Here is a 25,634-nt window from a genome sequence, read left to right on the forward strand (position 1 = left end):
AGCGAGTACTTTCTGGGGGCGGCCATGGTCGATGTTCCTCTCATGAGAACCATCTGACCCTCTGTCAACACACTCCGCATCTCGGGGGAACCTCAGTGCGAGCGATTGTGTTCCTCCTTCCAGGCCGGAAGTTCTGCCTGGCCGCGTTCGCGGCGGTGCGGGATGACCAGGCCGGTACCCCGGTAGCCGCCGTCGGCGATCACCGTCGTGCGGCCGACGGCGGCCTTCGCTCCGGACAGCTCCCACGCCTTGCAGTCGTTGCGGTTTCCCGGCAGCGGCCGGCCGACCGCGACGACCAGCCGGGTGTCGGCGTCGATGACCACCTGATGATTGGTCGAGTACCGATAGTTCTTCGACTGCTCGGCGACGCTGTGGTCGCGGGTGGGGACCAAGGTGCCGTCCACGATCAGCACGGTGTCCTTGCGGAACCGTTTGCGAGGTTGCAGGGCCAGCGCCGGGCCAAAGTGGTCGACGATCCGGTCGGCCGCGGACTTCGAGACCCCAAACAGCGGCGCCAGTTGGCGCAGTGTCAGGTTCGTCCGCCAGTACGCGGCGACCAGCAGCACCCGGTCCTCCAGAGGCAGGCTCCACGGCCGGCCCTTGCGCACCGGATCTGCACCCTCACGCCGCAACGCGGTGATCAGCTTGCCGAACTGACGCGGGCTCAGCCCGGTGAACGGGGCTATCCAAGACGGCTCCGACGCCGTGATCACACCAGCCACGACGAGATCATCTCACCCGTGACCAGCAGTTACGGGACAACGCTTAGTCTCCAGCCATGAGCATGATCGGTGAGTATCTGCGTGTCACGGCTGCGGAGCTTGACCGGGCGACCCGAGACCCAGACTGGGCTTTGGACTTCGTCGAAGAGGTCCAAGACGCCGAGGAGGAGACGGAGCCTGCGCCGGCCGAAGCGCGCCACTTCAGCACGTACAAGACCTGGGACATGCTCCGCTTCCTCCTGGCGCGCGCCGAGTTCCCCGTGAACGTGATCCACGGTGAGGAGCCATTCGCCGAGGATGAGGACTGGGGGTACGGGCCTCCGAGGTACCTGCGACCTGAGCGGGTCCAGCTCGCGGCGGAAGCTCTGCGGGCTACCAGCTATGCCGAGCTGATCAGTGATGTGGATCCTGCTGAGCTGAGCAGCGCCGAGGTGTATCCCCTCGGGTGGAGTGAGCCTGGTGCGCTGGAGTGGGGGCGCCCCTGGTACGACGGCCTCACACAGTTCTTCGAGGCTGCTGCCAGGGCGGACGACGCGATGCTCGTCTGGCTGGACTGACGGACGAAGACAACGGTGAGACCTCAGGTTGGGAAGCTTGGGTTCTCTGTGCATGGCTGCCACGCTGACATGCGGTGGACCGGCTAGGAGACCTGACTGGCCGACGACCTGGTCCCTGCCAATCCCCGTGGCTCCCCGCACGATCTGGCACGGCTCTGGCACGACCTCTTCGTCCCGACCCTCTCGGCTGGGCGGTCAATACGGGCCGGCCATTCACGTACCGTGCCCCTGGCCGCGGTGCAGCCCGAGGTTAGTGCGGGGCCATCAGCCCGCGCCCGACTGCTGTCCTCTGAATCAGGGGGTGCGAGCGACGGCCCCGGAGGAGAACCACTGCACCAGGGTGGCGGCGAGATGGACGCCGGCCCGTGCGGCTGCCAGTGTCTCGGGGACGGTGGTTGTCTGCTTGCCGTGCCGGGAGGTCTGCCCGTCCCACAATGCGCGCATCAACGCCTCCACCGGCGCGATCGGGTCGGCGTTGCCCGCGGTGGTGAGTGCGGTGGTGAACTTGGGTCGGGCCGCGCCCTTGAGCTCGCCGAGCATTGTGCCCAGGGTTGCCCGTGTGTGGTTCGGCTGGATGATCGCGTGTGCGGCGCATTCGACCGCTTTGATGGCCTCGCTGTATGCGCGCACAGCGTCGGGGCGCCGTCCATACGCCGCACTCCATGCGGTAGCCAGATGGTCGGCGGAGGAGCCAGCCGAGGGATTGCTTGCTGCGTCGGCGATGGTCTGGCGGATGGCGTCCCGCACCGCAGGCATGACCCGCTCCTCCAGACCGTCCAAAGCATCTGTGATCCGGTAGGCGGACCCGCCCTCGTCAAGGAGTTTGGTCAGGTCCGTCAGTTCGGTTGGGTTAGTCGTGCCATGTTCGACCCGGTACGCCAGCAGTGCGTCCACTGCGTCAAGCAGGTCTACTCCTTCTTGCGCAGCCAGTACGTTGACGTACATGGATCCAGCAGGGGAGTACACGCCATCTGCGGCAATGCGCAGACGCAGGCAGATGACTCGCCCCATCTCCTCGTCCGGGTGAGACTCCGGCCCGAACTCGCCTCGTGTCTTACGGTGTAGGGCGCCCAGCAGCCAGTGCTGCAGTGGTACGAGGAGATGGTCGGCGACGCCGTCGTAGGGGCCGTCGCCTGCGACGGAGGCAAGGCCAACGCGAACGGAGAAGCGCTGCCGCGGGGTGATCGTCATGCTTGGTGAGCGTACCGGCGGGAGACGCGACTCCGGGGAGAATAATGGCCGTTACCTCCCCATACTGGGTAGGGAAGTAGTCACGACGAGCCCGACGCCCGGTGAGGCTGCGGCCGCTCGCTGGACCTGCGCTCCGTGGCTTCCTGGCTCGCTCGCTCTCCTCAACGGACATCGTCGAGACAGCCGCGCCCGCGGAGGTCCTATACAACATCGCTCGCGTCCTGGACGCTCTGCGCCACCCGGTCACCGCGCTCGGTGGCACCGAAGCCGCGGCCGCCGGCCACAAACTGGTGGTCAGCCAACCATGACTGCCCTTGCCAAGGTGAGCCGTGGGCCCTCGCCATGACGGCTTTCAAGAGCATCGCGAGTTCAGGGAACGCAGCGCCCTGACCTGCACCTATGAGTCAAGCACTGAGAGCGCAAAGAGCGTTGGCCCACGCATGGCCCACAGGCTTCCCGTTGGGCACGAGATCGCTTTGTCCCGAAGCAACTTGGGTAGGCGCTCTGCCTTGGATCGGCGGGTCTCTCACCTGCGCTGAAGGTCCGCCAGCGTCCGCAGTCGTTCGCCGCTGTTCGCTGGCGTTGTCACGCAGTTGGACACTCACCGGTTGCCACCGTCGCACCAGCTTGATGCTCAGTCCTCGTCTGCTTGACCTCGCCGCCGGCGGCGCCATGCATCGAGTCGTAGCCCAAGTCCAAGCAGGGCAGTGAGAATTGTGATGAGTTGCGCGAGCAGATCCATAGAGGCTCCTGAGGTCGTCCTCCGGGGGCCTGGAGCGCTTCCGGGAGAAGCATGCACAGGCTCCCGGAGTGAGTGTTCCGGGGCTGTGCGCTTCAGCCCGAGCCAGCAAGAGTCTGCTGGCGACTACCTTGGGTCCCAGCTGGCACAAGTGCTTGCACCTTCAGCGTCCCTGGTCACTGGACCAGGCGCTTAGCTGGTTAGCTCGTCGGCTTCGGGCAGAACTGATGCCCGGCGCTAGGACAGGCTACACCGGCAGGCAGTGGAGCGCTGGGTCCTCCACTCAGGTCCTGCGAGGGAGCCTGCGGAAGTAGTTCTGGCGTTGCGGTATACCGCTGCCGCGCTGCCAGCTAGCGTGGCGACGTGCTTGATGATGAGATGCCATACGACGACATGGCGGACACTCAGTTTGAGGAATTCTGCTTCGGTTTGATGCAGGAGCTCGGCTTCGTGAACGTTGACTGGCGTAAGGGCACTGGCTTCAATGCCAGCCCAGCTGACCACGGACGAGACATCGTGGCGGAGCGCTCGATCGAGGAGTTCGACGGGACTCACCACGTCGAACGATGGTTCGTTGACTGCAAGCACTACAAGCAAGGCGTGCCACCAGACAAGATTGCGGGCTTGCTCACTTGGGCTGCCGCCGAGCGAGCAGACGTAGCACTCGTTATCGTGAGTAACTACTTGTCGAACCCATGCAAGGACCACCTCCAGCTTTACGAGCTGAACAACAGGCCCCCCTTCCGTATCAAGCATTGGGAGCGGCCTCAGCTTAAGAAGCTGCTAGAAGGCAAAGACGAATTTGTCGCTCGGTACGTCGATGCTCGTCCTCGTACAGAGGCAGAGATCCTTGCTGCCGAAGAACGACGTACAGACAAGCTCTGGTACTACCGCAAGGAGCTGCTCTACCACTTCGTGCAAAGTGGTCAACGGGAACCCTTGGAACCCAAGCTCGATCAGATGGTCAAGGACGCCATGCGGAAGATGGAGGAGCAGTACAAGGACGACCCGGACTTTGTCATCCAGGGTGATGAGCAGGAGCGCTGGAACGTCGCTTACCTGCTTGGGGAACTGTCGGCCTTGCGCTGGGTGCTTGGTGATGAGTGGAACAATGGTGACAGCTGAGCATCAAGGGTGACGATGCTGGGTGGCAACGACTGTCTCGTACAAGCGGATGCCACTGCCCTAACGCTGCATTTCCGCCCTGTCGCGTCAGCGGTTAGGAAGCTAGGCGCTGCCTTAGCTTGTTGAGCCGGAGCCGGTGCTCATCGTTACCGTGCGTCAAAATCCGAGAGGTCAGCGCCTAAGCAGCAAGGACCTTCTCAGGGCGCGGGGTAGTGAAGCAGAATTGTCAAAAGGAATGTTTCGCGATCTGGTGTTTTCGAGTAGATCGCTATCGGCGCTCAGGCGGATCAGCCCGTTAGGGGTCCATCTTTTCCTTCTCGAAAAAAGCACGTCTAGATGAAGGTCATTCGCCCCTGGCTTCATGAAGTCGTCTTCGCTTGAATCGAACTCGCATACCATTTCCTTTGAATCCCTACCGGCGATTACGAAACCTGTGGCGAACGTAGATTTTTTGCTATCAAGGTCCATGGCCTCATGTAGTCGCGTAAAGGCGGCCACATTGCCTTCCTTGTCTCGCAAGCGCATGGCTACCACTGATAGAGTCCGCGCTCCAGAATTCTGAAGAATCATAGGTACTCTGATGAGGAAATGCCCGTCAATTCGCTTGAGTATGAAGCTCCGGGGGTGGTCCACATGCAACTTGCCGCGCCGCCAATTGTTCCACCAGAAGGTTGCCAATGTGAACAAGAACGTGGTGAAAGCGATCATTGGAGTGGCGACATCTTTGAATGTCAGCCCGTCGCCGCTGCTCCGCGTTAGCAGTGCTGACATGGTTTCCATCACCGGACTCACCGAAAAACTGCAAGCGGAGATACGATCACCAAAGGCCCGGGCAATGTGAATGCATCATCCGAGATCGGCCCACCTAGGTCTTGCGGCCAGGAGCGAAAGGCGTCCTTCAGGCTGTTTTTTAGGTCAACGCCCGCTTGGCCGCGTCGCATTGCCCGAGGGAGGATCTTCAGAGCATCGAAAAGGTCGACTTCCTGGCCTGAGGGCACGATTTTTTCGACCCTACCTACGAGCGTCGATTCGCCATCCAGTGATTCTGTTCCGCGCAAGATGTACTCTCGGTGAGCCAGAAAGAATACCGACGTCTCGAACTCGTCGACCGAAGAAACGACTGGCACTTCTTTCTGTGTTGCATCGTGCCCTCGAAAGAGCATGGTAATACCGTGGATTGCCGCTCTGGTTTCGTCGGAATCATCCATTGCTCCCATGTTTTGAGCCATGGCTGCAAATTCTAGAATTGAGTCGATCATCTGACTCAGGGGAGACGGTTGGAAGTCTCTGGTAACTTCAATCAACTCCCTCTTCTCGATCTCTGCAAGATTAACCTCAGTATCCTCATCGTACGCCTTCAGGCTGCTCCTGACTGCTTCATAGAGCCGGATAAACGAACTCTTCTCTGATGCGCTGAGGACTCTTTCGTGCGTGCTTTCACTCGTTGCCTTCTTGGTGTCCGCGGGAATCTGGTTAAGGAAAGACTCTGCCTCTTCCGTGTCGCTCTGCTGTGTTTTTGTGGTTTCCCTCATCTCCTTTAGGACTCCGGGGTCAACAGCCGACATGTAATCACTCAACTTCGTGGTGTCCAGGTAGAGGTAATCAAGTAGGCGCATTACTTCCTCTTTCGGTGGAACATGGGGTAGGAGGGGATCCTACTGCTCCAGCAGGTGAAGACGTAGGACTCTGGGCGAATTGCTTCGCACCTCTCTGTGCGCTGTCGATCTTCCTGGATGAGGGAGCAATCTCCCTGGTCAACCAGCGCAGGCAAATCTAGACATCCGCCAACTACTCACCCAGCTCCCATCCCGTCTGCCGTCGGCCCACACACCGTGGAGCGGGCGTGGTTCCTGGCGTCCAGGTGGAGCGCGCCACTGTACGAACGACCTGGACGCCAGGGGCCGCGTCTGCTCGGCTCTGCCTGGGTCGACGGCAGACGGGATGGGAGCTCCCCGCGCCCGCCACTCATGGCCGGCACCCGCGAACGGCGCCCCGCCATCTCGGAGCCTGAGAGCCCCCGCCGGAGGCATGTCTCTGACCAGCGGATGACTTCCTCGCTTCTGCCCGCAGCGCGTAGCGCGCCGCCGGGCGCGGCCAGCCGGGGCGGAGACAGGAGGCAGGCCGCGCCGCAGAGGCGGCGCGCACCCGCGCCGTGCGCGGGCCTTGATGAAGTAGGGAAAGTCTTATCCCGCTGGGATCAGTCGCTTGCCGTCGTGGCTTCGTACGTGGGGGCCGTTGCCGTCGATGGCGTCCAGGAGTCTGATCGCGTAGACCTCGGACATGCGGGCGCTGACCTCGTCGGGTGTGAGCCAGGAGACGGCCGTCGACTCGCTTGAGGTGCGTTCGGTGCCGCCGGAAGGCTTGCAGCGGAAGACCAGGGCGACGATGCCGCGGGTGGTGTTCTTGTAGACGCCGGTGAGTTCGTCGACCTCGACGTGGATGCCTGTCTCTTCCCAAACTTCGCGGGCTACGCCGGCCTCTGGGGTCTCGTGGAGTTCGAGTACGCCGCCGGGGAGCTCCCACGTGCCGTTGTCGGCTCGGCGGATCGCCAGGAGGCGTCCGTCTTCGCGCACCACTACTCCGGCTACGGATACGGAGTGCCGGGGTGGCGACGTCGCTTCCTGTGGTTGACTCATGTACAGGAGCATAGGAGGCAGGGAAGGGCTATGGGAACTGCGGTAGAAGGGGGCAGGTCCGGGCCTCGGTACGTGCAGATCGCCGATGAGATCGTGCGGCAGATCCGGGCTGGTGTGCTCAAGCCCGGTGACATGGTGCCGAGCGAGTCGGAGCTGGTTGATCGCTACGGCGTGTCTGGCGGCACGATTCGTAAGGCCATGGTCGAGGTGCGGGCGAGTGGGCTCGTCGAGACCCGGCACGGCAAGGGCTCCATCGTGAAGGACCGGCCGCCGGTGCGGCACCGCTCCTCCGACCGCTTCCGGCGTTCGCTCCGGCAGGGTGGCAAGGCTGCGTACCTTGCGGAGTCCGCACAGTCCGGTGCCACGGCGAAGGTGAGCGTCCTCTACATCGGGCCCATGGAGGCTCCCGAGGATGTCGCGCGGCGGTTGGGCGTTCCCGTCGGCACCCAGGTGCTCGCCCGGCGGCGGCTCTACTTCCGTAACGGCACTCCGGTCGAGACCGCCTCCTCCTACCTCCCGTGGGACGTCGTGAAGGACATCCCGGAGCTGTTCGCCGAGAACCCCGGCGGCGGTGGCATCTACGCCCGACTCGAAGACCACGGGCATGAGTTCGCGGAGTTCGTCGAGACGCTGCAAGCTCGGCCGGCGTCCAAGGCGGAAGCCACCGAGCTGGCGCTCAGTCCGGGTGCGCCGGTGGTGCACCTCATCCGGGAGGCCCGTACGACGGCCGGGCTCGTGGTCGAGGTCTGCGACACGCTCATGGCTGCTGACCAGTTCGTTTTCGAGTACCGGATCCCAGCCGCGGACTGACGCCCGCTCAACTCCCCTCAGCTCGTCGTGACTTCGTAGTCGCGGCAGGTTGACTCATGTATAGGAGTGGTGCACTCTTCTTCATGTCACTCATGTACATGAGTGACGGAGTCCAGCATCTATAGAGGAGTGTTCCGCTGTGCGTCAGATCCCTGTCGACACCTCCGCCGCGACCGTGATGGTCGCCAAGACCCCGCAGCCCAAGGTGCGTGACCGCCGTACCGGTGAGATCGCCACCGACGCCGAGACCGGCGCGAAGCTGATGACCGTGGACGTGATGTTCGCGGCCAACGACGAGGTCGAGATCCTGTCCGTCACCGTCCCGGAGACCGGGATCTCCGGTGACCTGACCATGGGCACCCCGGCCGCCCTCACAGGGCTGGTCGCCCGGCCGTGGGAGAACGAGTTCAACGGTCAGAAGCGGCACGGCATCGCCTTCCGCGCGGTCGCCGTCACCTCGCTGGCCACCATGAGCACGGGTTCGAAGGCGGCCTGAGCCATGACATGGCCGACGGTCTTACTACTGGTGGTCGTCGCCGCTGCAGCTCTCCTGCGGTGGCGGCGTCCCGCCTGGTATTGGCTGACCTTCGGGGTCACCCTCGCTGCCGTGCGCGTCCTGGTCCGCTACGCCTCCGTCATGGAAGCCTGCGGGCTCACGGTCCCGCCCTCGCGCTGGCGGCTGATGCTGGCCCGTCTGGCCAATCGCCCGGCACCGGAGTCCCGCGCACCGCGCATCCTGCGGCTACGGCCCACCCGTACCGGGCTGGTCCTCCGGCTCAAACTTCGGCCGGGTCAGGACGCCTTCGACGTCGCTGCCGCCACTGACCGGCTGCGCCACTCCTTTGGGATGTACGGCGTGACCTCCCGTGAGGTGTGCTCCGGTGTGGTCGAGATCCGGATGACCGGGTACGACGTGCTCAAGCGGGTGCAGATGCCGGCCAGGACCGACACCCGGCCTATGCGCATACCGGTCGCTCTGCGGGAGGACGGTTCGGTCCACTACCGCGACTACCGTGCCGTCCCGCACGGTCTGACCCTCGGCGCTACGGAGTCCGGAAAGTCTGTCTGTCAGCGCAACCTCGTCGCCGGGCTCGCCTCACAACACGTCGCGCTGGTCGGCATCGACTGCAAGCAAGGCGTCGAACTGTTTCCGCTGGCCCGCCGGTTCTCCGCTCTCGCCGACAATCCCGATACCGCGCTGGAGTTGCTGGAGGCACTGGTGTCCCACATGCAGGACGTGTACCAACTCATCCGTGCCCAACAGCGGATCAGCGTTGCCGTACCGGATGCGGAGATCGCCGCCGACATCTGGGATCTGCCCGACGACCTGCGGCCGGTGCCGGTTGTCGTCCTGGTCGACGAGGTCGCCGAACTCGCGCTGTTCGCAAGCAAGGAGGAAGAGAAGCGTCGGGACCGGATCGTCACCGCGTTGGTCCGCCTCGCCCAGCTCGGTCGCGCGGCCGGCGTCTACCTGGAGATCTGCGGGCAGCGCTTCGGCTCCGAACTCGGCAAGGGCATCACCATGCTCCGTGCCCAGCTCACCGGCCGTACCGCGCACCGCGTCAACGACGAGACGAGCGCGAACATGGCCTTCGGTGACATCGCTCCGGACGCCGTCCTCGCCGCCATCCAGATTCCCGCCGAGACTCGCGGCATCGCCATCGCCGGTGACTCGACCGGTGGCTGGCACCGTATCCGCGCCCCGCACACCTCACTGCGCCAGGCCGTGAACGTCTGCAATCGGTACGCCGACCGCACCCCCGACGTGTCTGCCCTCGCGCCCTTCCGGCCTGCGGTCGCCGCGATGTCCTCGGCCCGTGTGCCGCTGTCCAAGACGGCTCCCGCCACGGCCTGACTCGCCCCCTCCCACGGTCGGCGCGAGCGCCCTTCGCGCCAGGTCCCTACCCCCGCCATGCCTGATCACAGGAAGGAGCCGTGATGGCCCGCCCCGCTCTCCGCATCGACGCCGTACTCGTTCAGGCCGTCATCGCCGGGGCGCTGTCCTTCGCCCACCTGCACGACCTCGCCGCCGCTGCCGGGCAGACCGGATGGAAAGCATGGGCCTACCCCGTCTCGGTGGACCTGCTCTTGGTCGCCGCCTGGCGTCGGCTGCGTGCTGACGGGCCGTCTCGGCTGGCCTGGTGCTGGTTCCTCATTGCCCTGGTTGCCTCGCTCGGCGCCAACGTCGCCACCGCCGGGCTCCTCGACCTCGGCGACGTCCCGGACTGGCTGCGCATCCTCGTCGCCGCCTGGCCCGCCCTCGCCTTCATGGGCGGCACCCTCCTCGCCCACTCACCCGCGGCCCCTTCCCCGGCTCCGCCGACGCCCTCCGCCCCGGACTCCAAGCCCGAGGCGCTGTCTGAACCGGCCGCCGCCGCTGAACCGGAGCGGCTGCCCGAACACGTCGCCGCCCCGCAGGCCGAGGAAACCCCCGCCGTGCCGGTGCCGGCCGCGCTCGTCGACCACGCCCGCAAAGTCGCCGACGACCACCACGCCCGCACAGGCGCCCGGATCGACACCGACACCCTCCGCGCCCGCCTCGGCGTGCCACACCAGCTCGCCGACGCCATTGCCGCCCAGCTCACCTGACCTGGAAAGGCCGACAGATGACCTTCGACCCCGCCGACCTGACCGCTGCCGACTACCTCGACGGCGCCCGAGAGATGGCCGCCGCCAACCGGCCCTACCTCGCCTTCATGCTCGCCGAGAAAGCCGCCCAACTCACCACCGACCCGGCCACCGCCGCCGGCATCCGCGCCGCCTTCCCCGACCCGACCGCGAACCGAGAGGAGACCGACTGACATGCCCGCCCGCGACTTCTTCCACTCCGTAATGCGGATCGGCCCCGTGCAGATCGGCACCCACCGGGACCGCCACGGCCGCACCAAGCACGCCGCCGTGTGCACCGCCGACCGTTGCGGCTGGTCCGCCGACTACTCCAGCCAGTCCGCCGCACAGCTCGCCGCCCGCACCCACCGCTGCCGCGTCAGCTAGGAGACCGACCCGATGGACGTTCCGCTCTGGCTCGCGCTGCTCGCCGTCGGCTACCTCGGCGTCAAGCTCATCCGCCCGCCCTTGTGGCTCATCGCCGTCATCCTCCTCGGCGGCTTCCTCCTCGCCGACAGCGTGCTGGCTCCCGTCATCGACAGCTTCGTCAAGTAGCACGCCCGAAGGGAGAACACCGATGCTCCGCCCGAAGATCCCGACCAACCCCACGCCCACCGGCATCGTCACGCCGCGCCCTGTCGTGGAGCCGACCACCGTCGTTCCGGGCCCGCAGCTTCCGACCCCGACCCCGATCGCCCCCTCGGCGCCGACCCGGCCCACGGTCCAGGTCACCCCCGGCACCGCCCTCGCTCTCATCGGCGGCGGGACGGCCGTCGTCCTGGTCGTCGGCGCCGTCCTGGTCTCCCTGCTCCTGGCGGTCGCCATCACCGGCGCCTCGGTCGCCGTCTGCGCCCTGGTGATCCGCTCCCTCGTTCGCGCAGAGGCCAAGCAACGCTGACCGGCCCCCGGGCGGCCTCGATACCGCCAAGCATCCGCCGCCCGGGCGCCGTCCCTGTTCGATCGCATAACCGGAAGGAAGACCCCAGCATGGCGCATCGCGCCTCGTCCATACCTGCCCCGTTGCTCGATCCGATCATCCTCGGCGACCTCCTCCGGGTCGCCTCGGCCCCCGACTACACCCGGTGGGAAGACCAGATCCGCCGCACCGGCGGCTGCTCCGACCCGATCCACCTCACCGGTTGGACCCTCACCAAGGACAAGACCACCGGCGAGACCCTGCACCGCTACACCACCGCCGACGAGCCGGGCGGCCGCCTCCGCCTCGCCTGCGGCAACCGCCGCGCCTCCCGCTGCCCGGCCTGCGCCTGGACGTACGCGGGCGACACCTACCACCTGATCCGCGCGGGCCTTGCCGGTGACGAGCGTCGCGACATCCCCGCCACCGTCCGCGACCACCCGCGCGTCTTCGCTACCCTCACCGCGCCCTCCTTCGGCCAGGTCCACAACCGCCCCGACCACGGCGCCTGCCGCTGCGGCACCCAACACGCCCCCGACGCGCCCGAGCTGGGCACTGCCCTCGACCCTGACACCTACGACTACGCGGGCGCCGTGCTGTTCAACAACCACGCCGGACAGCTCTGGCAGCGCTTCACCACCCGGCTCCGCCGCGAACTCGCCACCCGCGCCGGCCTCACTCGCCGGGAGCTCTCCGACCATCTGCGCGTGTCGTACGGCAAGGTCGCCGAGTTCCAGAAGCGCGGCGCCCTGCACTTCCACGCGGTCGTACGCCTCGACGGCCCTGCCGGGCCCGGCACACCGCCGCCAGGCTGGGCAACGGTCGACCTACTCACGGACGCGATACGTGCCGCCGCCGCACACCCGTACACATCCGTCTCGGTCCCAGCTGCCGATGACGAACCCGCCCGCACCTTCCGCTGGGGCCGACAGCTCGACGTCCGCCCGGTCAAGGCCTTCGGCGACGGCTCCGACATCACCGAGCAGGCCGTCGCCTCGTACGTGGCCAAATACGCCACCAAGGCTGCCGAGAACACCGGCACCCTGGACCGCCGTATCGGCGAACTCGCCGAACTCGACCGCCACCAAGTCCCCGACCACACTCGGCGGCTCATCAGGGCATGCCGTGACCTTGATGCCCTGTACCCGGATCGGCGCCTCTGGGCATGGGCGCACATGCTCGGCTTCCGCGGGCACTTCTCGTCGAAGTCGCGCACCTACTCCACCACCCTCGGCGCCCTCCGCCAGGCACGCGCCGACTACCGAGCCGCACAGGATGCCGTCGGTATCGACGACCGCGAGCCGGACACCGTCCTCGTCCTGGCGGACTGGCAGTACGCCGGCCACGGCCACACCCCTGGCGAAGCCGCCCTCGCCGCCACGATCGCCGGCGACCTCCAGACCAACCGCGAAACCGCCCGGGATGCCCTCCTGACCGAAGGGAGCACGGAATGACCACGGCTATCCGGTCACGACGCACGATGCTCACCCTTGCGGAGGTCTGCGAGGAACTGGCCATCTCCCGCTCGACCTTCTACGACTGGCGGGCCAAGCGCCGCGCGCCCCGCTGCATCAAGCTCCCGAACGGCGACCTTCGGATCCGGCGAAGCGATCTCGACCACTGGCTCGACGACCGCGAGGACGCTGCCTGATGGAGACCACTTTCGACGTCAAGATCTACAAGATCCTGGTCTACAAGGGCGCCCGTAAGACCACCTACACCGTGAGGTGGGTCGTGGCGGGCAAGCGTTGGCGCGAGCCCTTCGACACCGTTGCGCTTGCCGAGGGCTTCCGCTCCGGACTCATCCAGGCCACGGGCAAGGGCGAAGCCTTCGTGGTCAACACCGGTCTACCGGTGTCCCACCGCTCCAAGGCTGCCGACATGAGCTGGTACCGGTTCGCCGTCGAGTACGTGGATGTCCGCTGGCCTCAACTCGGCGGCAACAGCCGTAAGAACGTCGCCAAGACCCTGACCGCTACCACCATCGCGCTTCTCCGGACCAAGCCCACTCAGTTCGCAGCCGCCGAAGTGCGCACGGCCCTCCGCGAGTGGGCGTTCAACACGAACCGACGACCGGACGCGCCCCGAGAGGTGGCGGTGATCCTCAGATGGATCGAGCGGAACTCCCTCCCCATCTCGGTCTGGGAGGACCCTGAGCGTGTCGAGCAGATCCTGCGCGCCATCGACACCCGTCTCGACGGCAAGCAAGCGGCGGCCTGGTCCAGGAAGCGCAACCGCCGCATCCTCAACGTGGCCTTGCAGTACGCCGTCCGGCGGCGAATCCTGCGGGCGAACATCCTGCCCAAGGGCAAGGAGGCGACGGGTGCGACGAAGACCACGAACGCCGTCGACAAACGGTCCTTGCTGAACCCCGAGCAGGCGGCCGCGATCCTCGACTGGATCCGCCGCCGGCCGCGGGGTGGCAAGCGACTCCATGCCTTCTTCGCCACGCTCTACTACTGCGGGCCCCGCCCCGAGGAAGCCGTGGCGATGCGGGTCGAGGACGTGACCCTTCCGCCGGTCCAAGCCGCCGACCAGTGGTGCGAGTTGCTGATCCACACCGCGACCCCAGAGGTCGGCAAACAGTGGACGGACACAGGGGAGATCCACGAGCAGCGCCATTTGAAAGGCCGTGCGGAGGGTGAGACGCGCACTGTCCCAGGGCACCCCGACCTGACCCGCATCCTGCGCCAGCACATCGAGGACGAGCAGCTCCGGCCGGGTGATCTGCTGTTCCAGGGGGAGTTCGGCGGCATCCTCGCGGGGTCCGTCATCCGGCGGGCCTGGCGCAGCGCTCGTAAGGCCGTGCTGCCGCCGCACGTCTTCGACTCGCCGACCGGGCGACGTGTCTACGACAACCGCAACACGCGGTTGACCAAATGGCTCAACGACGGCATCCCGCCCGCCCAGGTCGCGGAGTGGGCAGGGAACAGTGTTGCTGTGTTGCTTGCCACATACGCCCGGTGTGTCGACGGGCAGCTGCCGGATCTCAAGCGGCGGCTTGAAGCTGCCGGGGATCTTCCTGAGTTGCCGCCTGCTGAGTGACGGCCTCTGGCGGCGCGGACTTCGACACGTATTCGACACGGCCACCCGCGAAAACCCGGTGACAGCCGGACGGCCCCGGAGTGCTCCCATGATCAGTGGGGGAGTGCCCGGGGCCTTCCCGCGCCGCGCAAAACAGGCTCTGACCAGCAAAAAAGCCCTCCCGGAGGAGAGCTGAGAAATGGCGCCCCCGGCAGGACTCGAACCTGCGGCCAAGCGCTTAGAAGGCGCCTGCTCTATCCACTGAGCTACGGGGGCCGGTGTGTGGCCTCTGTCGTGGTGCCCGGGTGTGGGCGGATCCGTGACGTTGCCGGGGTCAAGGATAGGGCTCCCGTGTCCTTGTCCCTGCTGCTTCGCCTCCGTGGCTCGATGTGGAGGTTCGGTGAAGCGGTCCTGATAATCGCAGGCAAGTGCGAATCGTGCACCGCTTTTGGCGTCCCGCGCACCGGGTGTTGTGCACTCGTTATGCCTGGACTATGCCGGTGTCCCAGTCATCCCTTCCATCCCTTGTGTTCCGTCGGCGCGCAGACATGCTCATATGCTTCAGAATTCCCCTAAAATTGGGCATTCTTCACATGTGGTGACCTTGGACGTACGGCCTCAGCTGATCGACGCACTCTCCGCTCTGCGCGACCGTGTCGCAGCCGCACGCTTTCCGCTTCCCCTGCCGGGGGCGCCACGCGCGCGTGCCAACCGCGACGAACTGCTCGCGCAGCTCGACGACTACTTGGTGCCCCGGTTGAGAGAGCCCGAAGCGCCTTTGCTGGCCGTCGTGGGAGGTTCGACGGGGGCCGGCAAGTCGACGCTGGTCAACTCCCTGGTGGGCCAGCGGGTCAGCGAGGCCGGGGTGCTCCGGCCCACCACCCGCACTCCGGTGCTGGTCTGCCATCCGGAGGATCACCACTGGTTCAGCGGGATGCGCGTACTGCCCGACCTCACCCGCGTCTGGGTGCCCCAGCAGGAGGCCGGCGACGACCTCCTGCTGCCCGGCGAGGACCCCGCGCGCGTGCTGCGCGTCGAGACCGCCGAAACGCTCCCGCGCGGTCTCGCCCTCCTTGACGCCCCCGACGTCGACTCCCTGGTCGCCGACAACCGCATCCTCGCCGCCGAGCTCATCTGCGCCGCCGACATCTGGATCATGGTCACCACCGCCGCCCGCTACGCCGACGCCGTCCCCTGGCACCTGCTGCGCACCGCCAAGGAGTACGACGTCACCCTCGTCACCGTCCTCGACCGGGTGCCCCACCAGGTCGTCTCCGAGGTCTCCCGGCAGTACGGAGCCCTGCTCACCAAGGCCGGCCTCGGCCACGTGCCCCGCTTCACCGTTCCGGAGCTGCCCGAGTCGGCCTGGGGCGGCGGCCTCCTCCCGGCCACCGCCGTGGCGCCGCTGCGCACCTGGCTCGTCCACCAGGCCCAGGACCCGGCCGCCCGCCAGCACGTGATGGCCCGCACGGCCTACGGCGTCCTCGACTCCCTCAAGGCCCGGATGCCCGAGCTGGCCGGCGCCGCCGCCGCCCAGTACGCCGCCGCGCTCCGGCTCACCGCCGCCGTCGACTCCGCGTACGACAGCGAGTACGCGCGCGTACGCGGCCGTCTGCAGTCCGGCGCCGTCCTCGCCGGCGACGCCCTCAAGCGCTGGCGCGCCTTCCCCCTCGACTGCACGGCCGGTGAACTCCTGGACTCCCTGGTGGAGAGCCTCGTGGCCCTCCTGGTGTGCTCCGTCACGGCCGCCGACGAGCGCGTCGACGACGCCTGGCGCCGCGAACCGGCGGCGGGCGCCCCCGGCCTCCGGGACCGCGACCCCACCCTGGAGACCGCCGAGCACCGCATCGGCCTGGCCGTACGGCGCTGGCGGCGCGAGCTGGAGGAGTACGCCGAGGACGAGGTGCGCGACCTCGACCGGAGCCCCGCGCCCGACCCCGAGGTGGTCGCCGCCCTCGTCGCCACGGCGCTCCTGGGGGGCCGCAGGGCCCGTTCCGCGGGCGAGGGACTCGCCGAGCGCATCGGAGCCCACGGCGCGCTGCGGCTGCGCGACCGGGGCGGACGGCTCCTCGCCGACCACCTGGACCGCGTCATGCACACCGAGCGCGAGCGCCGGCTCGCCCCCCTCGACGCCCTCGACGTCCACCCGGAACCACAGGCCGAACTCATCGCCGCGCTGTCCGTACTGCAGAAGGAGAGGTGACCGGTGACCGCCGTCACTGACCAGGACCACGACCGGGGACACACGGAACCCGCCGAGGACGGTGCCGCCGAGAGCGTTCCCGAGGAGACCAAGGAAGCTGAGCAGGCGGAGCAGGCCGAGGCGTCCGGGGGCGGTTCGGGCGAGGAGAAGGGCGCCGAGACGGACGTCGAGCCGCAGAAGGACGTAGAGCCGCAGAAGGACGTAGAGCCGGAGAAGGACGTGGACGCCGAGGGCGGGGAGCACGCGCGCGTGGAGGATGGCACGGCCGGGGGCGAGTCCGGGATCGCGTGGGACGACGGGCTGATCGCGCGGCGGGTGAACGAGAACGCCGGGGAGCAGGCCCCGCCCGTGGTGGAGAGCCGGGCCTCCGTGCCGCAGACGGCGACCACCCTGGCGTACGACGGCGTCCTGCGGTCGCGGCTCGACGCGCTGCGCGAGCTGGTGGGGCTGTCCCGGACCCGGCTCGACAGCCGGACCCTCGCCGAGGCCGGGCGGGTGCTCGACGAGGCCGCCGCGCGGCGCCGGCTGTCCGGGCAGCACACCGTGATCGCCATCGCGGGCGCCACCGGCAGCGGGAAGTCGCAGCTGTTCAACGCGCTGGCCGGGGTGACCATCTCGGAGACGGGCGTACGCCGGCCCACCACCGCCGCGCCCATCGCGTGCAGTTGGAGCGACGGCGCCGCCGCCCTCATCGACCGGCTCGGCATCCCGCCCCGGCTGCGCCGCCGCCCCGCCGGCCAGCACGCGGACGCCGAGGGACAGCTGCGTGGGCTAGTCCTGGTCGACCTGCCCGACCACGACTCCGCCGCCGTGCAGCACCGCGAGCAGGTGGACCGGGTGCTGGCCCTCGTGGACGCCGTCGTGTGGGTCGTGGACCCCGAGAAGTACGCGGACGCCATGCTCCACGAGCGCTATCTGCGGCCGATGGCGGGCCACGCCGAGGTCATGTTCGTCGTCCTGAACCAGATCGACCGGCTCCCCGGGGAGGCGGCCGAGCAGGTCCTGGACGATCTGCGCCGGCTGCTGGACGAGGACGGCATCGCGCTCGGCGAGTACGGCGAACCGGGCGCGACCGTGCTCGCGCTGTCCGCGCTCACCGGGGACGGCATCGGCGAGCTGCGCGAGGCGCTCGGCCAGTTCGTGGCGGAGCGCGGGGCCGCCGCGCGCCGGATCTCGGCCGACGTCGACGCCGCCGGGTGGGGGCTGCGGCCCGTCTACGCCACCTCCCGGCGGACCGGGCTGAGCGAGGAGGCCCGGGACGAGTTCGCCGCCCGGCTCGCGGACGCGGTCGGCGCCACCGCGGCGGGCGAGGCCGCCGAGCGCGCGTGGCTGCGCAACGCCAATCGCGCGTGCGGGACGCCCTGGCTGCGGCTGTGGCGGTGGTACCAGGACCGCAGCGAGCCCCCGACGGGACGGCTTCCGCTGCGGGCCCAGGCGGACGAGGAGGCCACCGCGCGCCAGCGGGTCGAGCAGGCGGTGCGCACGGTCGCCGAGCGGGCGTCCGCCGGGCTGCCGGCGCCGTGGGCGCAGGCGGTACGGGAGGCGGCCGTACGCGGCTCCCAGGGGCTGCCCGAGGCGCTGGACGAACTGGCCGCGCGCGCGGGACTGCCGCCGGGGCGGCCGCCGCGGCCGGGGTGGTGGCCGGCGGCGGTGCTGGTGCAGGCGTCGATGACGCTGTTGCAGGTGGTGGGCGGTCTGTGGCTGGCGGGGCAGATCGTGGGTGTCATGGCGCCGAACCTGGGGGTGCCGGTGCTGTTGATGGTGGCCGGGATCATCGGTGGGCCGCTGGTGGAGTGGAGCTGCCGGATGGCGGCGCGGGGGCCGGCGCGGCGGTACGGCATGGAGGCGGAACGGCGGCTTCGGGAGGCTGCCGCGGGGTGTGGGCGGGCTCGGGTGCTGGATCCGGTGGCGGCGGAGTTGCTGCGGTATCGGGAGGTTCGGGAGCAGTACGGGCGGGTGATGGGGGTCGGGGTGGGGTGAGTGGCGTGCGGCTCCGCGGGTGAGGCGGGTGATGCGGGTGGGGGTGGGTGGGTGAGTTACGTACGGCTCCGGGTGATGCCGGTGGGGGCGGTGAGGTAGGGCTCGGGGTGAGGCGGGTGGGGGGCCGGTGAGGTATGGCTCGGGGTGATGCGGGTGGGGGCCGGTGAGGTACGGCTCGGTGGGGTGGCGTACGGCTCGGGGTGCTGCGGGCCGGGGTGGGGAGCCGGGGTCCGGGGGCCGCACGGCGTGATGCGGAGCGCCCCGTTCGAGTGGCGGGGTTTTCCACAGGGCCGGGGGTGATCCACAGCGCTCGGCGGGATCGGCCCGGCGGAGGCAGTCTGGCTGCGCGGCGATTCGCGAGGACGCGATCGCCGGTGCGACAGACGCAGCCGTACGGGACGGGCCCGTCGGCGTATCAGGAGGGGTGCACGATGAACGAGACGATCGTGTCCGTGGTGGGGAACGTGGCCACGCAGCCGGTGTACCGGGAGGTCGCGACGGGGCCATCCGCGCGGTTCCGGCTGGCGGTGACCGCGCGGTACCTGGACCGCGAGAAGAACGAATGGACGGACGGGCACACCAACTTCTTCACGGTGTGGGCCAATCGGCAGCTCGCCACGAACGCGGCGGCGTCGCTGACGGTGGGCGACCCCGTCCTGGTGCAGGGCAGGCTCAAGGTCCGCTCGGAGGTGCGTGAGCAGCAGACCTGGACCTCGGCCGACATCGAGGCGGTGGCGATCGGCCACGATCTCGCGCGGGGCACCTCCGCCTTCCGCCGCCCGGGCCGGCCGGAACCGGCGGTGAGCAGCCCGCCTCCGCCGCCGCGTCCGGAGCCGGACTGGGAGACGCCGGAGGAGGCGAGTCAACCCGCTGCGGAACCAGCGGCGGTGACGTGACGTCAGTGCTGAGTGATCGTTGACCGAACTGCGGCTTATCGGTGAGTGCGTGCCGAAGACCCCGGTGGATTTGTCGATAAGCCCTGTTCGCAGGGGGTCCTCGCGATAACGATTCCGAGTCGGATCGCTTGTCCCGTGAGATCCCCGGGAAGCGTGGTGCGCCTGGTCCTTAGGATGCCGAACAAGGCTCTCGGGGCTTGTAGTTCTGCTGGTGGGACCGTACCCCCACATCAACGGGTCCTGCTCGAAGGGGAATTCTGTGCTTTCTTCTGTCGCCGTGCCGTCCGGGCGTGGTCGAGGTGCGGCCCGACTCGCCGCCGCGACGCTGGTGTCCGGCCTGCTCGCCACCGGTGCGCTGGTGACCGGTGGCGGCCAGGCGGCCGCCGACGGCACGACGCGGGGCCAGGGCGGGGCGACCGCGACCATAGGCGGCCTGAAGACGTACGGCACGGCGGTGATACACGGCGACGCCGGCGACCAGGAGATCTCCGCGGGCCTGTTCGAGATGTCCGTCGACGGCGGCGGGACCCTCCAGACGTACTGCGTGGACCTGCACAACCCCACGCAGAAGGACGCCAAGTACCACGAGACGCCGTGGAGCGGGACCTCGCTCGGGGCCAACGAGAACGCGGGCAAGATCCGTTGGATCCTGCAGAACTCCTACCCGCAGGTGAACGATCTGGCGGCGCTGGCCAAGAAGGCGGGCGTCCGGGGTGGTCTCACCGAGCAGGACGCCGCGGCGGGCACGCAGGTGGCGGTGTGGCGCTACTCGGACGGCGCGGACGTCGAGGCCGTGGACCCGCAGGCCGAGAAGCTCGCCGACCATCTGGAGAAGAGCGCCCGTGACGTGGCCGAGCCGGCGGCGTCGCTGACGCTCGACCCGCCCGCGCTGTCCGGGCGCCCCGGCGAGCGGCTCGGACCGGTGACCGTGCGTACCGGCGCGAGAACGGTGATGGTGACGCCGCCCGCGGACGCGGCCATGAGCGGCGTACGGATCGTCGACAAGACCGGCAAGCCCGTCACCTCGACCGCTGACGGCGGCCAGATCTACGTCGACGTGCCCGAGGATGCGACGGCGGGCACCGCGGAGCTGACGGTGCAGGCCTCCACGACCGTCCCCGTGGGCCGCGCCTTCGCCTCCGAGAGCCGCAGCCAGACGCAGATCCTGGCGGGCTCCAGCGAGTCGACGGTGTCGGCGACGGCGACGGCGACGTGGGCCGAGCGGGGCGCCGTACCGGCGCTGTCCGCGACGAAGAACTGCGCGAAGGGCGGCGTGGACATCACGGCCGCCAACGAAGGCGACGCGAGCTTCTCCTTCGAGCTGATGGGCACCGAGTACACCATCGGCGCGGGCGAGTCCCGGACGGTGACCATCCCGCTCCAAGAGGACCAGGCGTACGACTTCACCATCGAGGGCCCCGGCGGCTTCGCCCAGCGCTTCACCGGCGTCCTGGACTGCATGACGCAGGCGGCGGAGGCCGCGCAGGCCGACAACACCTCCACCCAGACCCTGACGGAGCCGAGCCCCGCCACGGTGGGCGGCACGTCCCTCGACACCAACCTCGCGGCGACGGGCAGCTCCAACGCGACGCCCGTGATCGCGGGGGTGGCGATCGGACTGGTGGTGATCGGCGGGGCGGCCCTGCTGATAGTCCGGCGACGAAAGACCTCGGAACAGGACTGACCGGTCCGGGCCCCCGAGAAAGCCCAGGTCAGGGGGGTCGGAGGTAACGGGTTTCCTCCGGAGGGTGGCGGTGCGGCAAGATGGGGTGTATCTGCCCACTGCCTGATTTCAAGCTGCCGGACGGTTTCTCTTGGCTGAGTTCATTTACACCATGCGCAAGGCGCGCAAGGCGCACGGCGACAAGGTGATCCTCGATGACGTCACCCTGAACTTCCTCCCTGGGGCGAAGATCGGCGTCGTCGGCCCGAACGGTGCCGGTAAGTCGACCGTGCTGAAGATCATGGCGGGGCTCGAGCAGCCCTCCAACGGTGACGCCTTCCTCTCGCCCGGGTACAGCGTCGGCATCCTCATGCAGGAGCCGAAGCTGAACGAGGAGAAGACGGTCCTGGAGAACGTCCAGGAGGGCGTCGCCGAGATCAAGGGCAAGCTCGACCGGTTCAACGAGATCGCCGAGCTGATGGCGACCGACTACTCCGACGCGCTGCTCGACGAGATGGGCAAGCTCCAGGAGGAGCTCGACCACGCCAACGCCTGGGACCTCGACGCCCAGCTCGAGCAGGCCATGGACGCCCTCGGCTGCCCGCCCGGCGACTGGGCCGTCACCAAGCTCTCCGGTGGTGAGAAGCGCCGCGTCGCGCTCTGCAAGCTGCTGCTCGAGGCGCCCGACCTGCTGCTCCTCGACGAGCCCACCAACCACCTCGACGCCGAGTCCGTGAACTGGCTGGAGCAGCACCTCGCCAAGTACGCGGGCACCGTCGTGGCCATCACCCACGACCGGTACTTCCTCGACAACGTCGCCGAGTGGATCCTCGAACTGGACCGCGGGCGCGCCTACCCCTACGAGGGCAACTACTCCACGTACCTGGAGACCAAGCAGACCCGTCTCAAGGTCGAGGGCCAGAAGGACGCCAAGCGCGCCAAGCGGCTCAAGGAAGAGCTCGAGTGGGTGCGGTCGAACGCCAAGGGGCGTCAGGCCAAGTCCAAGGCCCGTCTCGCTCGCTACGAGGAGATGGCCGCCGAGGCCGAGAAGATGCGGAAGCTGGACTTCGAGGAGATCCAGATCCCGCCGGGCCCCCGGCTCGGCAGCATCGTCGTCGAGGTCAACAACCTCAGCAAGGCCTTCGGTGAGAAGGTCCTGATCGATGATCTCTCGTTCACGCTGCCGCGTAACGGCATCGTCGGCGTCATCGGCCCCAACGGCGCCGGCAAGACCACCCTGTTCAAGATGATCCAGGGTTTCGAGGAGCCCGACTCCGGGACCATCAAGGTCGGCGACACCGTCAAGATCTCCTACGTCGACCAGAGCCGCGAGAACATCGACCCGAAGAAGACCCTGTGGGCGGTCGTCTCCGACGAGCTCGACTACATCAATGTGGGCCAGGTCGAGATGCCGAGCCGCGCGTACGTATCGGCCTTCGGCTTCAAGGGCCCCGACCAGCAGAAGCCGGCCGGTGTCCTCTCCGGTGGTGAGCGCAACCGGCTCAACCTCGCGCTCACCCTCAAGCAGGGCGGCAACCTGCTGCTCCTCGACGAGCCGACCAACGACCTCGACGTCGAGACCCTCTCCAGCCTGGAGAACGCGCTGCTGGAGTTCCCCGGCTGCGCCGTGGTCGTCAGCCACGACCGGTGGTTCCTGGACCGGGTCGCCACGCACATCCTCGCCTACGAGGGCGAGTCCAAGTGGTTCTGGTTCGAGGGCAACTTCGAGTCGTACGAGAAGAACAAGATCGAGCGCCTCGGTCCGGACGCCGCGCGTCCGCACCGCGCCACCTACAAGAAGCTGACCCGGGGCTGATCGATCTTGCGGCACATCTACCGCTGCCCACTGCGCTGGGCGGACATGGACGCCTACGGCCACGTCAACAACGTGGTCTTCCTCCGGTACCTGGAGGAAGCCCGTATCGACTTCCTGTTCCGCCCGGACAAGGATTTCCAGCAGGGGTCCGTGGTGGCGCGCCATGAGATCGACTACAAGCGGCAGCTCGTCCACCGGCACCGTCCGGTGGACATCGAGCTGTGGGTCACGCAGATAAGGGCCGCGTCCTTCACCCTCTCCTACGAGGTCAAGGACGACGACGTCGTCTACGTCCGGGCGTCGACGGTGATCGTGCCGTTCGACTTCGAGGCGCAGCGGCCCCGCCGGATCACCGCGGAGGAGCGGGAGTTCCTCGAGGAGTACACGGACGACGACGAGGAGGAGGCCGTCGCCGCATGACGGTGCTCCACCTCGCCGACGAGGGGGAGGCGGCGGATCTCGCCGCCTTCCTCTCCCGTTTGATCCACTACGACCGGGCAGCGGCCGTGCGTCTGCAGGCCGCCGGTACCGCGCTGGCCGTGTTCGGGCGCCCGCCGTCCTTCGAGGTGCTGGCGATCCGTACGGCGCGGCTGGCCAAGCCGTACGAGGACGGGCTCGCTGTCACGCTGGACGTGACCGTCTCCGCCGGGGAACTGCTGGAAGCGGTGGACGAGTCGGCGGCCACGGCTGTCGTTCCCGGTGCGGTCACCGGGCCGCCGTGGGCGGGGATGCTGCCGCCTAGGAGCGGGTGGCGTCCTGAGGCGGGGCTGCCGGGGCCCGAGGCGCTGCGCGGCATGGTCGGTGCGGCGGTGGCTGAATTCCGGGCGCGGACCGAGGAGTTGGGGCCGGAGGGGCGGACCCGGGCCGAGCTCGACCGGATCGGGCGGGACATCTGGTCCCGGGCCGTGGGGAGTACGCGGCTGCCGGTGCGGGCGGTGCATGCGGCGCAGGCGCTGGGGTTTCTGCGAGGCACCGGTGAGGCGTCGGTGGGGCTGTTCTCGTCGGGGGCGTGGCTGCGGCTGCGGACGCCGTACGGGTCGATCGCCGTGCGGCGGGCGGGACTTGGGGCGCTGGACGTGAGCGTGTCCCGTTAGCGGCGGGGGCGATCGGGGGGTGGGTTTCCGCTCGCCCGCGCTTGCGGGGTGCCTCCCCCAGAGGGGGCCCCAGCGCTCAGTCGTGCCGCCCCAGCGGCACGACTGCCCGCAGCTGCGCGGGTTTTGGGGCGCCGCCGCTCCGGGTGTTCAGCCCTCCGTGTTCACCATCGATGCTGCCGCGTACGTCATGTAGTTCCACAGGGTGCGGTCGTGTTCCTCGGAGAGGTCGAGGTCGTCCACGGCGGCTCGCATGTGCTTCAGCCAGGCGTCGTGGGCCGCGCGGTCGACGGGGAACGGGGCGTGCCGCATGCGGAGGCGGGGGTGGCCGCGGTTCTCGCTGTAGGTCGTCGGGCCGCCCCAGTACTGGATCAGGAAGAGCGTGAGGCGCTCCTCGGCGGGGCCCAGGTCCTCCTCGGGGTACATGGGCCGCAGCAGCGGGTCCCCGGCCACACCCTCGTAGAAGCGGTGGACGAGGCGGCGGAAGGTCTCCTCCCCGCCGACCTGCTCGTAGAAGGTCTGCTCCTGCAGCGTGCCGCGCCGAATCTCATTCACATCCCCTATGGTCTCAGACGCCGCGACCCAGGTCCGGAGACTTAGGACCCTCCCCTCGCCCGCCGCCGCGTACCGCAGGACAGTGGAGTCATGAGCGCCGACGCTCCCGACAAGGACCTGGACGACCTCGCCGCCACCGCGCGGGCGGAACTCGTGCGCGAGATCGACCGCAGCGGGGCCTGGGCCGAGGAGCCGGTCTGGCGGGAGGCGTTCGCGGCCGTGCCGCGCCATCTCTTCGTGCCCTACTACTACGTCGGCACCGTCGGCGGCTACGAACGGCGCTGGGGCGAGAGCTCCGACCCGGGCGCACGGCAGAGCTGGTTGCGCGGCGCCTACGACGACGTACCCCTGGCCACCCGGCTGCGCGACGGGGAGCTGCTCTCCTCCAGCAGCCAGCCCTCGCTGATGGCGATGATGCTGGTCGCCCTGCGAGTGCGGGACGGGGACCGGGTGCTGGAGATCGGCGCGGGGACCGGGTACAACGCCGCCCTGCTCACCCACCGGCTCGGCGACGACGATCTCGTCACCACCGTGGATCTGGAGCCGGAGATCACCGAGTCCGCGCGGCAGCACCTGGCCGCCGCCGGGTACCACCCCGCCGTGCTCACCGGCGACGGCACCCGCGGCGCTCCGGAGCGGGCGCCGTTCGACCGGATCATCGCGACCTGCACCCTGCCGTCGATCCCGGCCGCCTGGCTCGCCCAGTGCCGGGAGGGCGCCCGGATCCTCGCCCCGATGGCCACCGGCCTGGTCGCCCTGACGGTGCGGGACGCCGAGCATGCCGAGGGGCGGTTCCTGCACACGCCCGCCTACTTCGTCCCGTTGCGCGGCGGCGCCCGGCCCGAGCCGCCACCCCTCGGCGGAGTGCCGCGCCCGGCCAGGGACCACGACCTGTTCCGCTTCCTGCTGGCGCTGAGCCGCGACAGCCTGGACCCGCAGGAGGCGTACGCGCTGTGGGACCGCGAGGGCGCACCGCAGCGTCAGCGCTACGGCATCACCGTCAGCGGCGGGAGCCAGTGGGCCTGGCTGGACGATCCGGAGGGGCCGTACGCCTGGCCCCTCCGGTGAGGAACCGAGGAGCCGAATCAGCCCCCGCGGATATC

Annotated in this window: 25 protein-coding genes, 1 tRNA gene and 1 pseudogene; 21 read left to right on the forward strand and 6 right to left on the reverse strand. The window is 68.6% G+C overall.

The features are described 5' to 3' along the window. Positions 1-95: 95 nt before the first annotated feature. A pseudogene (locus tag ACWD1Z_RS29335) lies at positions 96-722 on the reverse strand (transposase family protein); the annotation flags it as partial. Between the two features lie 56 nt (positions 723-778). Here ACWD1Z_RS29335 and ACWD1Z_RS29340 point away from each other — a divergent pair. Beyond that, a complete protein-coding gene (locus ACWD1Z_RS29340; protein ID WP_451122639.1) occupies positions 779-1,279 on the forward strand; it encodes a YfbM family protein in 501 nt (166 codons plus the stop codon). Between the two features lie 294 nt (positions 1,280-1,573). Here the strand turns inward: ACWD1Z_RS29340 and ACWD1Z_RS29345 are convergent, their stop codons facing one another. Then, positions 1,574-2,470, reverse strand: coding sequence for a hypothetical protein (locus ACWD1Z_RS29345; RefSeq protein WP_451122641.1), 897 nt, complete (start codon positions 2,468-2,470; stop codon positions 1,574-1,576). 1,102 nt (positions 2,471-3,572) lie between these two features. Here ACWD1Z_RS29345 and ACWD1Z_RS29350 point away from each other — a divergent pair. Next, positions 3,573-4,334, forward strand: a complete 762-nt coding sequence (locus tag ACWD1Z_RS29350; protein WP_451122643.1) for a restriction endonuclease — start codon at positions 3,573-3,575, stop codon at positions 4,332-4,334. A 788-nt stretch (positions 4,335-5,122) separates the two neighbouring features. Here the strand turns inward: ACWD1Z_RS29350 and ACWD1Z_RS29355 are convergent. Together ACWD1Z_RS29355 and ACWD1Z_RS29360 are read right to left on the reverse strand one after the other, a co-directional pair. Beyond that, positions 5,123-5,950, reverse strand: coding sequence for a DUF6414 family protein (locus ACWD1Z_RS29355; RefSeq protein ID WP_451122645.1), 828 nt, complete (start codon positions 5,948-5,950; stop codon positions 5,123-5,125). A gap of 567 nt (positions 5,951-6,517) precedes the next feature. Beyond that, complete coding sequence (locus ACWD1Z_RS29360; protein ID WP_451122647.1) at positions 6,518-6,982, reverse strand: NUDIX hydrolase; 465 nt, start codon at positions 6,980-6,982, stop codon at positions 6,518-6,520. A gap of 18 nt (positions 6,983-7,000) precedes the next feature. Here ACWD1Z_RS29360 and ACWD1Z_RS29365 point away from each other — a divergent pair, with 18 nt between their 5' ends. The 11 genes from ACWD1Z_RS29365 to ACWD1Z_RS29415 all read left to right on the forward strand — a co-directional run bounded on the left by ACWD1Z_RS29365 (position 7,001) and on the right by ACWD1Z_RS29415 (position 14,348). Beyond that, positions 7,001-7,780 (forward strand): GntR family transcriptional regulator, encoded by a 780-nt coding sequence (locus ACWD1Z_RS29365; protein WP_451122649.1) that lies wholly within the window; start codon positions 7,001-7,003, stop codon positions 7,778-7,780. A gap of 139 nt (positions 7,781-7,919) precedes the next feature. Then, positions 7,920-8,276 (forward strand): SCO3933 family regulatory protein, encoded by a 357-nt coding sequence (locus tag ACWD1Z_RS29370; protein WP_451122651.1) that lies wholly within the window; start codon positions 7,920-7,922, stop codon positions 8,274-8,276. Between the two features lie 3 nt (positions 8,277-8,279). Beyond that, entirely contained in the window at positions 8,280-9,635 is a 1,356-nt protein-coding gene (locus ACWD1Z_RS29375; RefSeq protein WP_451122653.1) for an FtsK/SpoIIIE domain-containing protein, read from the forward strand. A gap of 83 nt (positions 9,636-9,718) precedes the next feature. Continuing rightward, positions 9,719-10,369, forward strand: a complete 651-nt coding sequence (locus ACWD1Z_RS29380) for a DUF2637 domain-containing protein (protein ID WP_451122655.1) — start codon at positions 9,719-9,721, stop codon at positions 10,367-10,369. Between the two features lie 17 nt (positions 10,370-10,386). Further along, positions 10,387-10,581: a hypothetical protein gene (locus ACWD1Z_RS29385; RefSeq protein ID WP_400118358.1), complete on the forward strand. Its 195-nt coding sequence runs from the start codon at positions 10,387-10,389 to the stop codon at positions 10,579-10,581. A 1-nt stretch (position 10,582) separates the two neighbouring features. After that, positions 10,583-10,774 carry a mobile element transfer protein gene (locus tag ACWD1Z_RS29390; RefSeq protein WP_451122657.1) on the forward strand — a complete coding sequence of 64 codons (192 nt, stop codon included), beginning with the start codon at positions 10,583-10,585 and terminating at the stop codon, positions 10,772-10,774. A 12-nt stretch (positions 10,775-10,786) separates the two neighbouring features. Further along, positions 10,787-10,942: a hypothetical protein gene (locus ACWD1Z_RS29395; RefSeq protein WP_250078368.1), complete on the forward strand. Its 156-nt coding sequence runs from the start codon at positions 10,787-10,789 to the stop codon at positions 10,940-10,942. Positions 10,943-10,964: 22 nt separating this feature from the next. After that, positions 10,965-11,285 carry a SpdD-like protein gene (locus ACWD1Z_RS29400; protein ID WP_451122659.1) on the forward strand — a complete coding sequence of 107 codons (321 nt, stop codon included), beginning with the start codon at positions 10,965-10,967 and terminating at the stop codon, positions 11,283-11,285. 110 nt (positions 11,286-11,395) lie between these two features. After that, a complete protein-coding gene (gene repSA, locus ACWD1Z_RS29405; RefSeq protein WP_451122749.1) occupies positions 11,396-12,757 on the forward strand; it encodes a replication initiator protein RepSA in 1,362 nt (453 codons plus the stop codon). Next, complete coding sequence (locus tag ACWD1Z_RS29410) at positions 12,754-12,954, forward strand: helix-turn-helix transcriptional regulator (protein ID WP_171156200.1); 201 nt, start codon at positions 12,754-12,756, stop codon at positions 12,952-12,954. Before repSA ends, ACWD1Z_RS29410 begins: the two co-directional genes overlap by 4 nt. Continuing rightward, positions 12,954-14,348, forward strand: coding sequence for a tyrosine-type recombinase/integrase (locus ACWD1Z_RS29415; protein WP_451122661.1), 1,395 nt, complete (start codon positions 12,954-12,956; stop codon positions 14,346-14,348). The genes ACWD1Z_RS29410 and ACWD1Z_RS29415 overlap by 1 nt, the downstream gene beginning before the upstream one ends. Positions 14,349-14,527: 179 nt before the next feature. Here ACWD1Z_RS29415 and ACWD1Z_RS29420 read toward each other — a convergent pair. Beyond that, positions 14,528-14,603: transfer RNA gene (locus ACWD1Z_RS29420), tRNA-Arg, on the reverse strand. 319 nt (positions 14,604-14,922) lie between these two features. Here ACWD1Z_RS29420 and ACWD1Z_RS29425 point away from each other — a divergent pair. The 7 genes from ACWD1Z_RS29425 (at position 14,923) to ACWD1Z_RS29455 (ending at position 23,979) form a co-directional block, all read left to right on the forward strand. Then, a complete protein-coding gene (locus ACWD1Z_RS29425) occupies positions 14,923-16,530 on the forward strand; it encodes a dynamin family protein (RefSeq protein ID WP_451122663.1) in 1,608 nt (535 codons plus the stop codon). Positions 16,531-16,533: 3 nt separating this feature from the next. Next, positions 16,534-18,510: a GTP-binding protein gene (locus tag ACWD1Z_RS29430; RefSeq protein ID WP_451122665.1), complete on the forward strand. Its 1,977-nt coding sequence runs from the start codon at positions 16,534-16,536 to the stop codon at positions 18,508-18,510. A 431-nt stretch (positions 18,511-18,941) separates the two neighbouring features. Continuing rightward, positions 18,942-19,406 carry a single-stranded DNA-binding protein gene (locus tag ACWD1Z_RS29435; protein WP_451122667.1) on the forward strand — a complete coding sequence of 155 codons (465 nt, stop codon included), beginning with the start codon at positions 18,942-18,944 and terminating at the stop codon, positions 19,404-19,406. 259 nt (positions 19,407-19,665) lie between these two features. Continuing rightward, positions 19,666-21,090 (forward strand): Cys-Gln thioester bond-forming surface protein, encoded by a 1,425-nt coding sequence (locus tag ACWD1Z_RS29440; RefSeq protein ID WP_451122669.1) that lies wholly within the window; start codon positions 19,666-19,668, stop codon positions 21,088-21,090. Between the two features lie 130 nt (positions 21,091-21,220). Then, entirely contained in the window at positions 21,221-22,885 is a 1,665-nt protein-coding gene (gene ettA / locus ACWD1Z_RS29445; protein ID WP_389415984.1) for an energy-dependent translational throttle protein EttA, read from the forward strand. A gap of 6 nt (positions 22,886-22,891) precedes the next feature. After that, positions 22,892-23,305 carry an acyl-CoA thioesterase gene (locus ACWD1Z_RS29450; protein WP_250078358.1) on the forward strand — a complete coding sequence of 138 codons (414 nt, stop codon included), beginning with the start codon at positions 22,892-22,894 and terminating at the stop codon, positions 23,303-23,305. Then, a complete protein-coding gene (locus tag ACWD1Z_RS29455) occupies positions 23,302-23,979 on the forward strand; it encodes a hypothetical protein (RefSeq protein WP_451122672.1) in 678 nt (225 codons plus the stop codon). Before ACWD1Z_RS29450 ends, ACWD1Z_RS29455 begins: the two co-directional genes overlap by 4 nt. A 147-nt stretch (positions 23,980-24,126) precedes the next feature. On the opposite strand, the gene ACWD1Z_RS29460 is transcribed toward ACWD1Z_RS29455, so the two are convergent. Further along, positions 24,127-24,540, reverse strand: coding sequence for a globin (locus ACWD1Z_RS29460; RefSeq protein WP_451122750.1), 414 nt, complete (start codon positions 24,538-24,540; stop codon positions 24,127-24,129). 81 nt (positions 24,541-24,621) lie between these two features. On the opposite strand from ACWD1Z_RS29460, the gene ACWD1Z_RS29465 reads away from it, so the two are divergent. Beyond that, complete coding sequence (locus ACWD1Z_RS29465; RefSeq protein ID WP_451122674.1) at positions 24,622-25,599, forward strand: methyltransferase domain-containing protein; 978 nt, start codon at positions 24,622-24,624, stop codon at positions 25,597-25,599. The last annotated feature ends 35 nt before the right edge of the window (positions 25,600-25,634 follow it).

This window comes from Streptomyces sp. NPDC002784, from assembly GCF_053592135.1.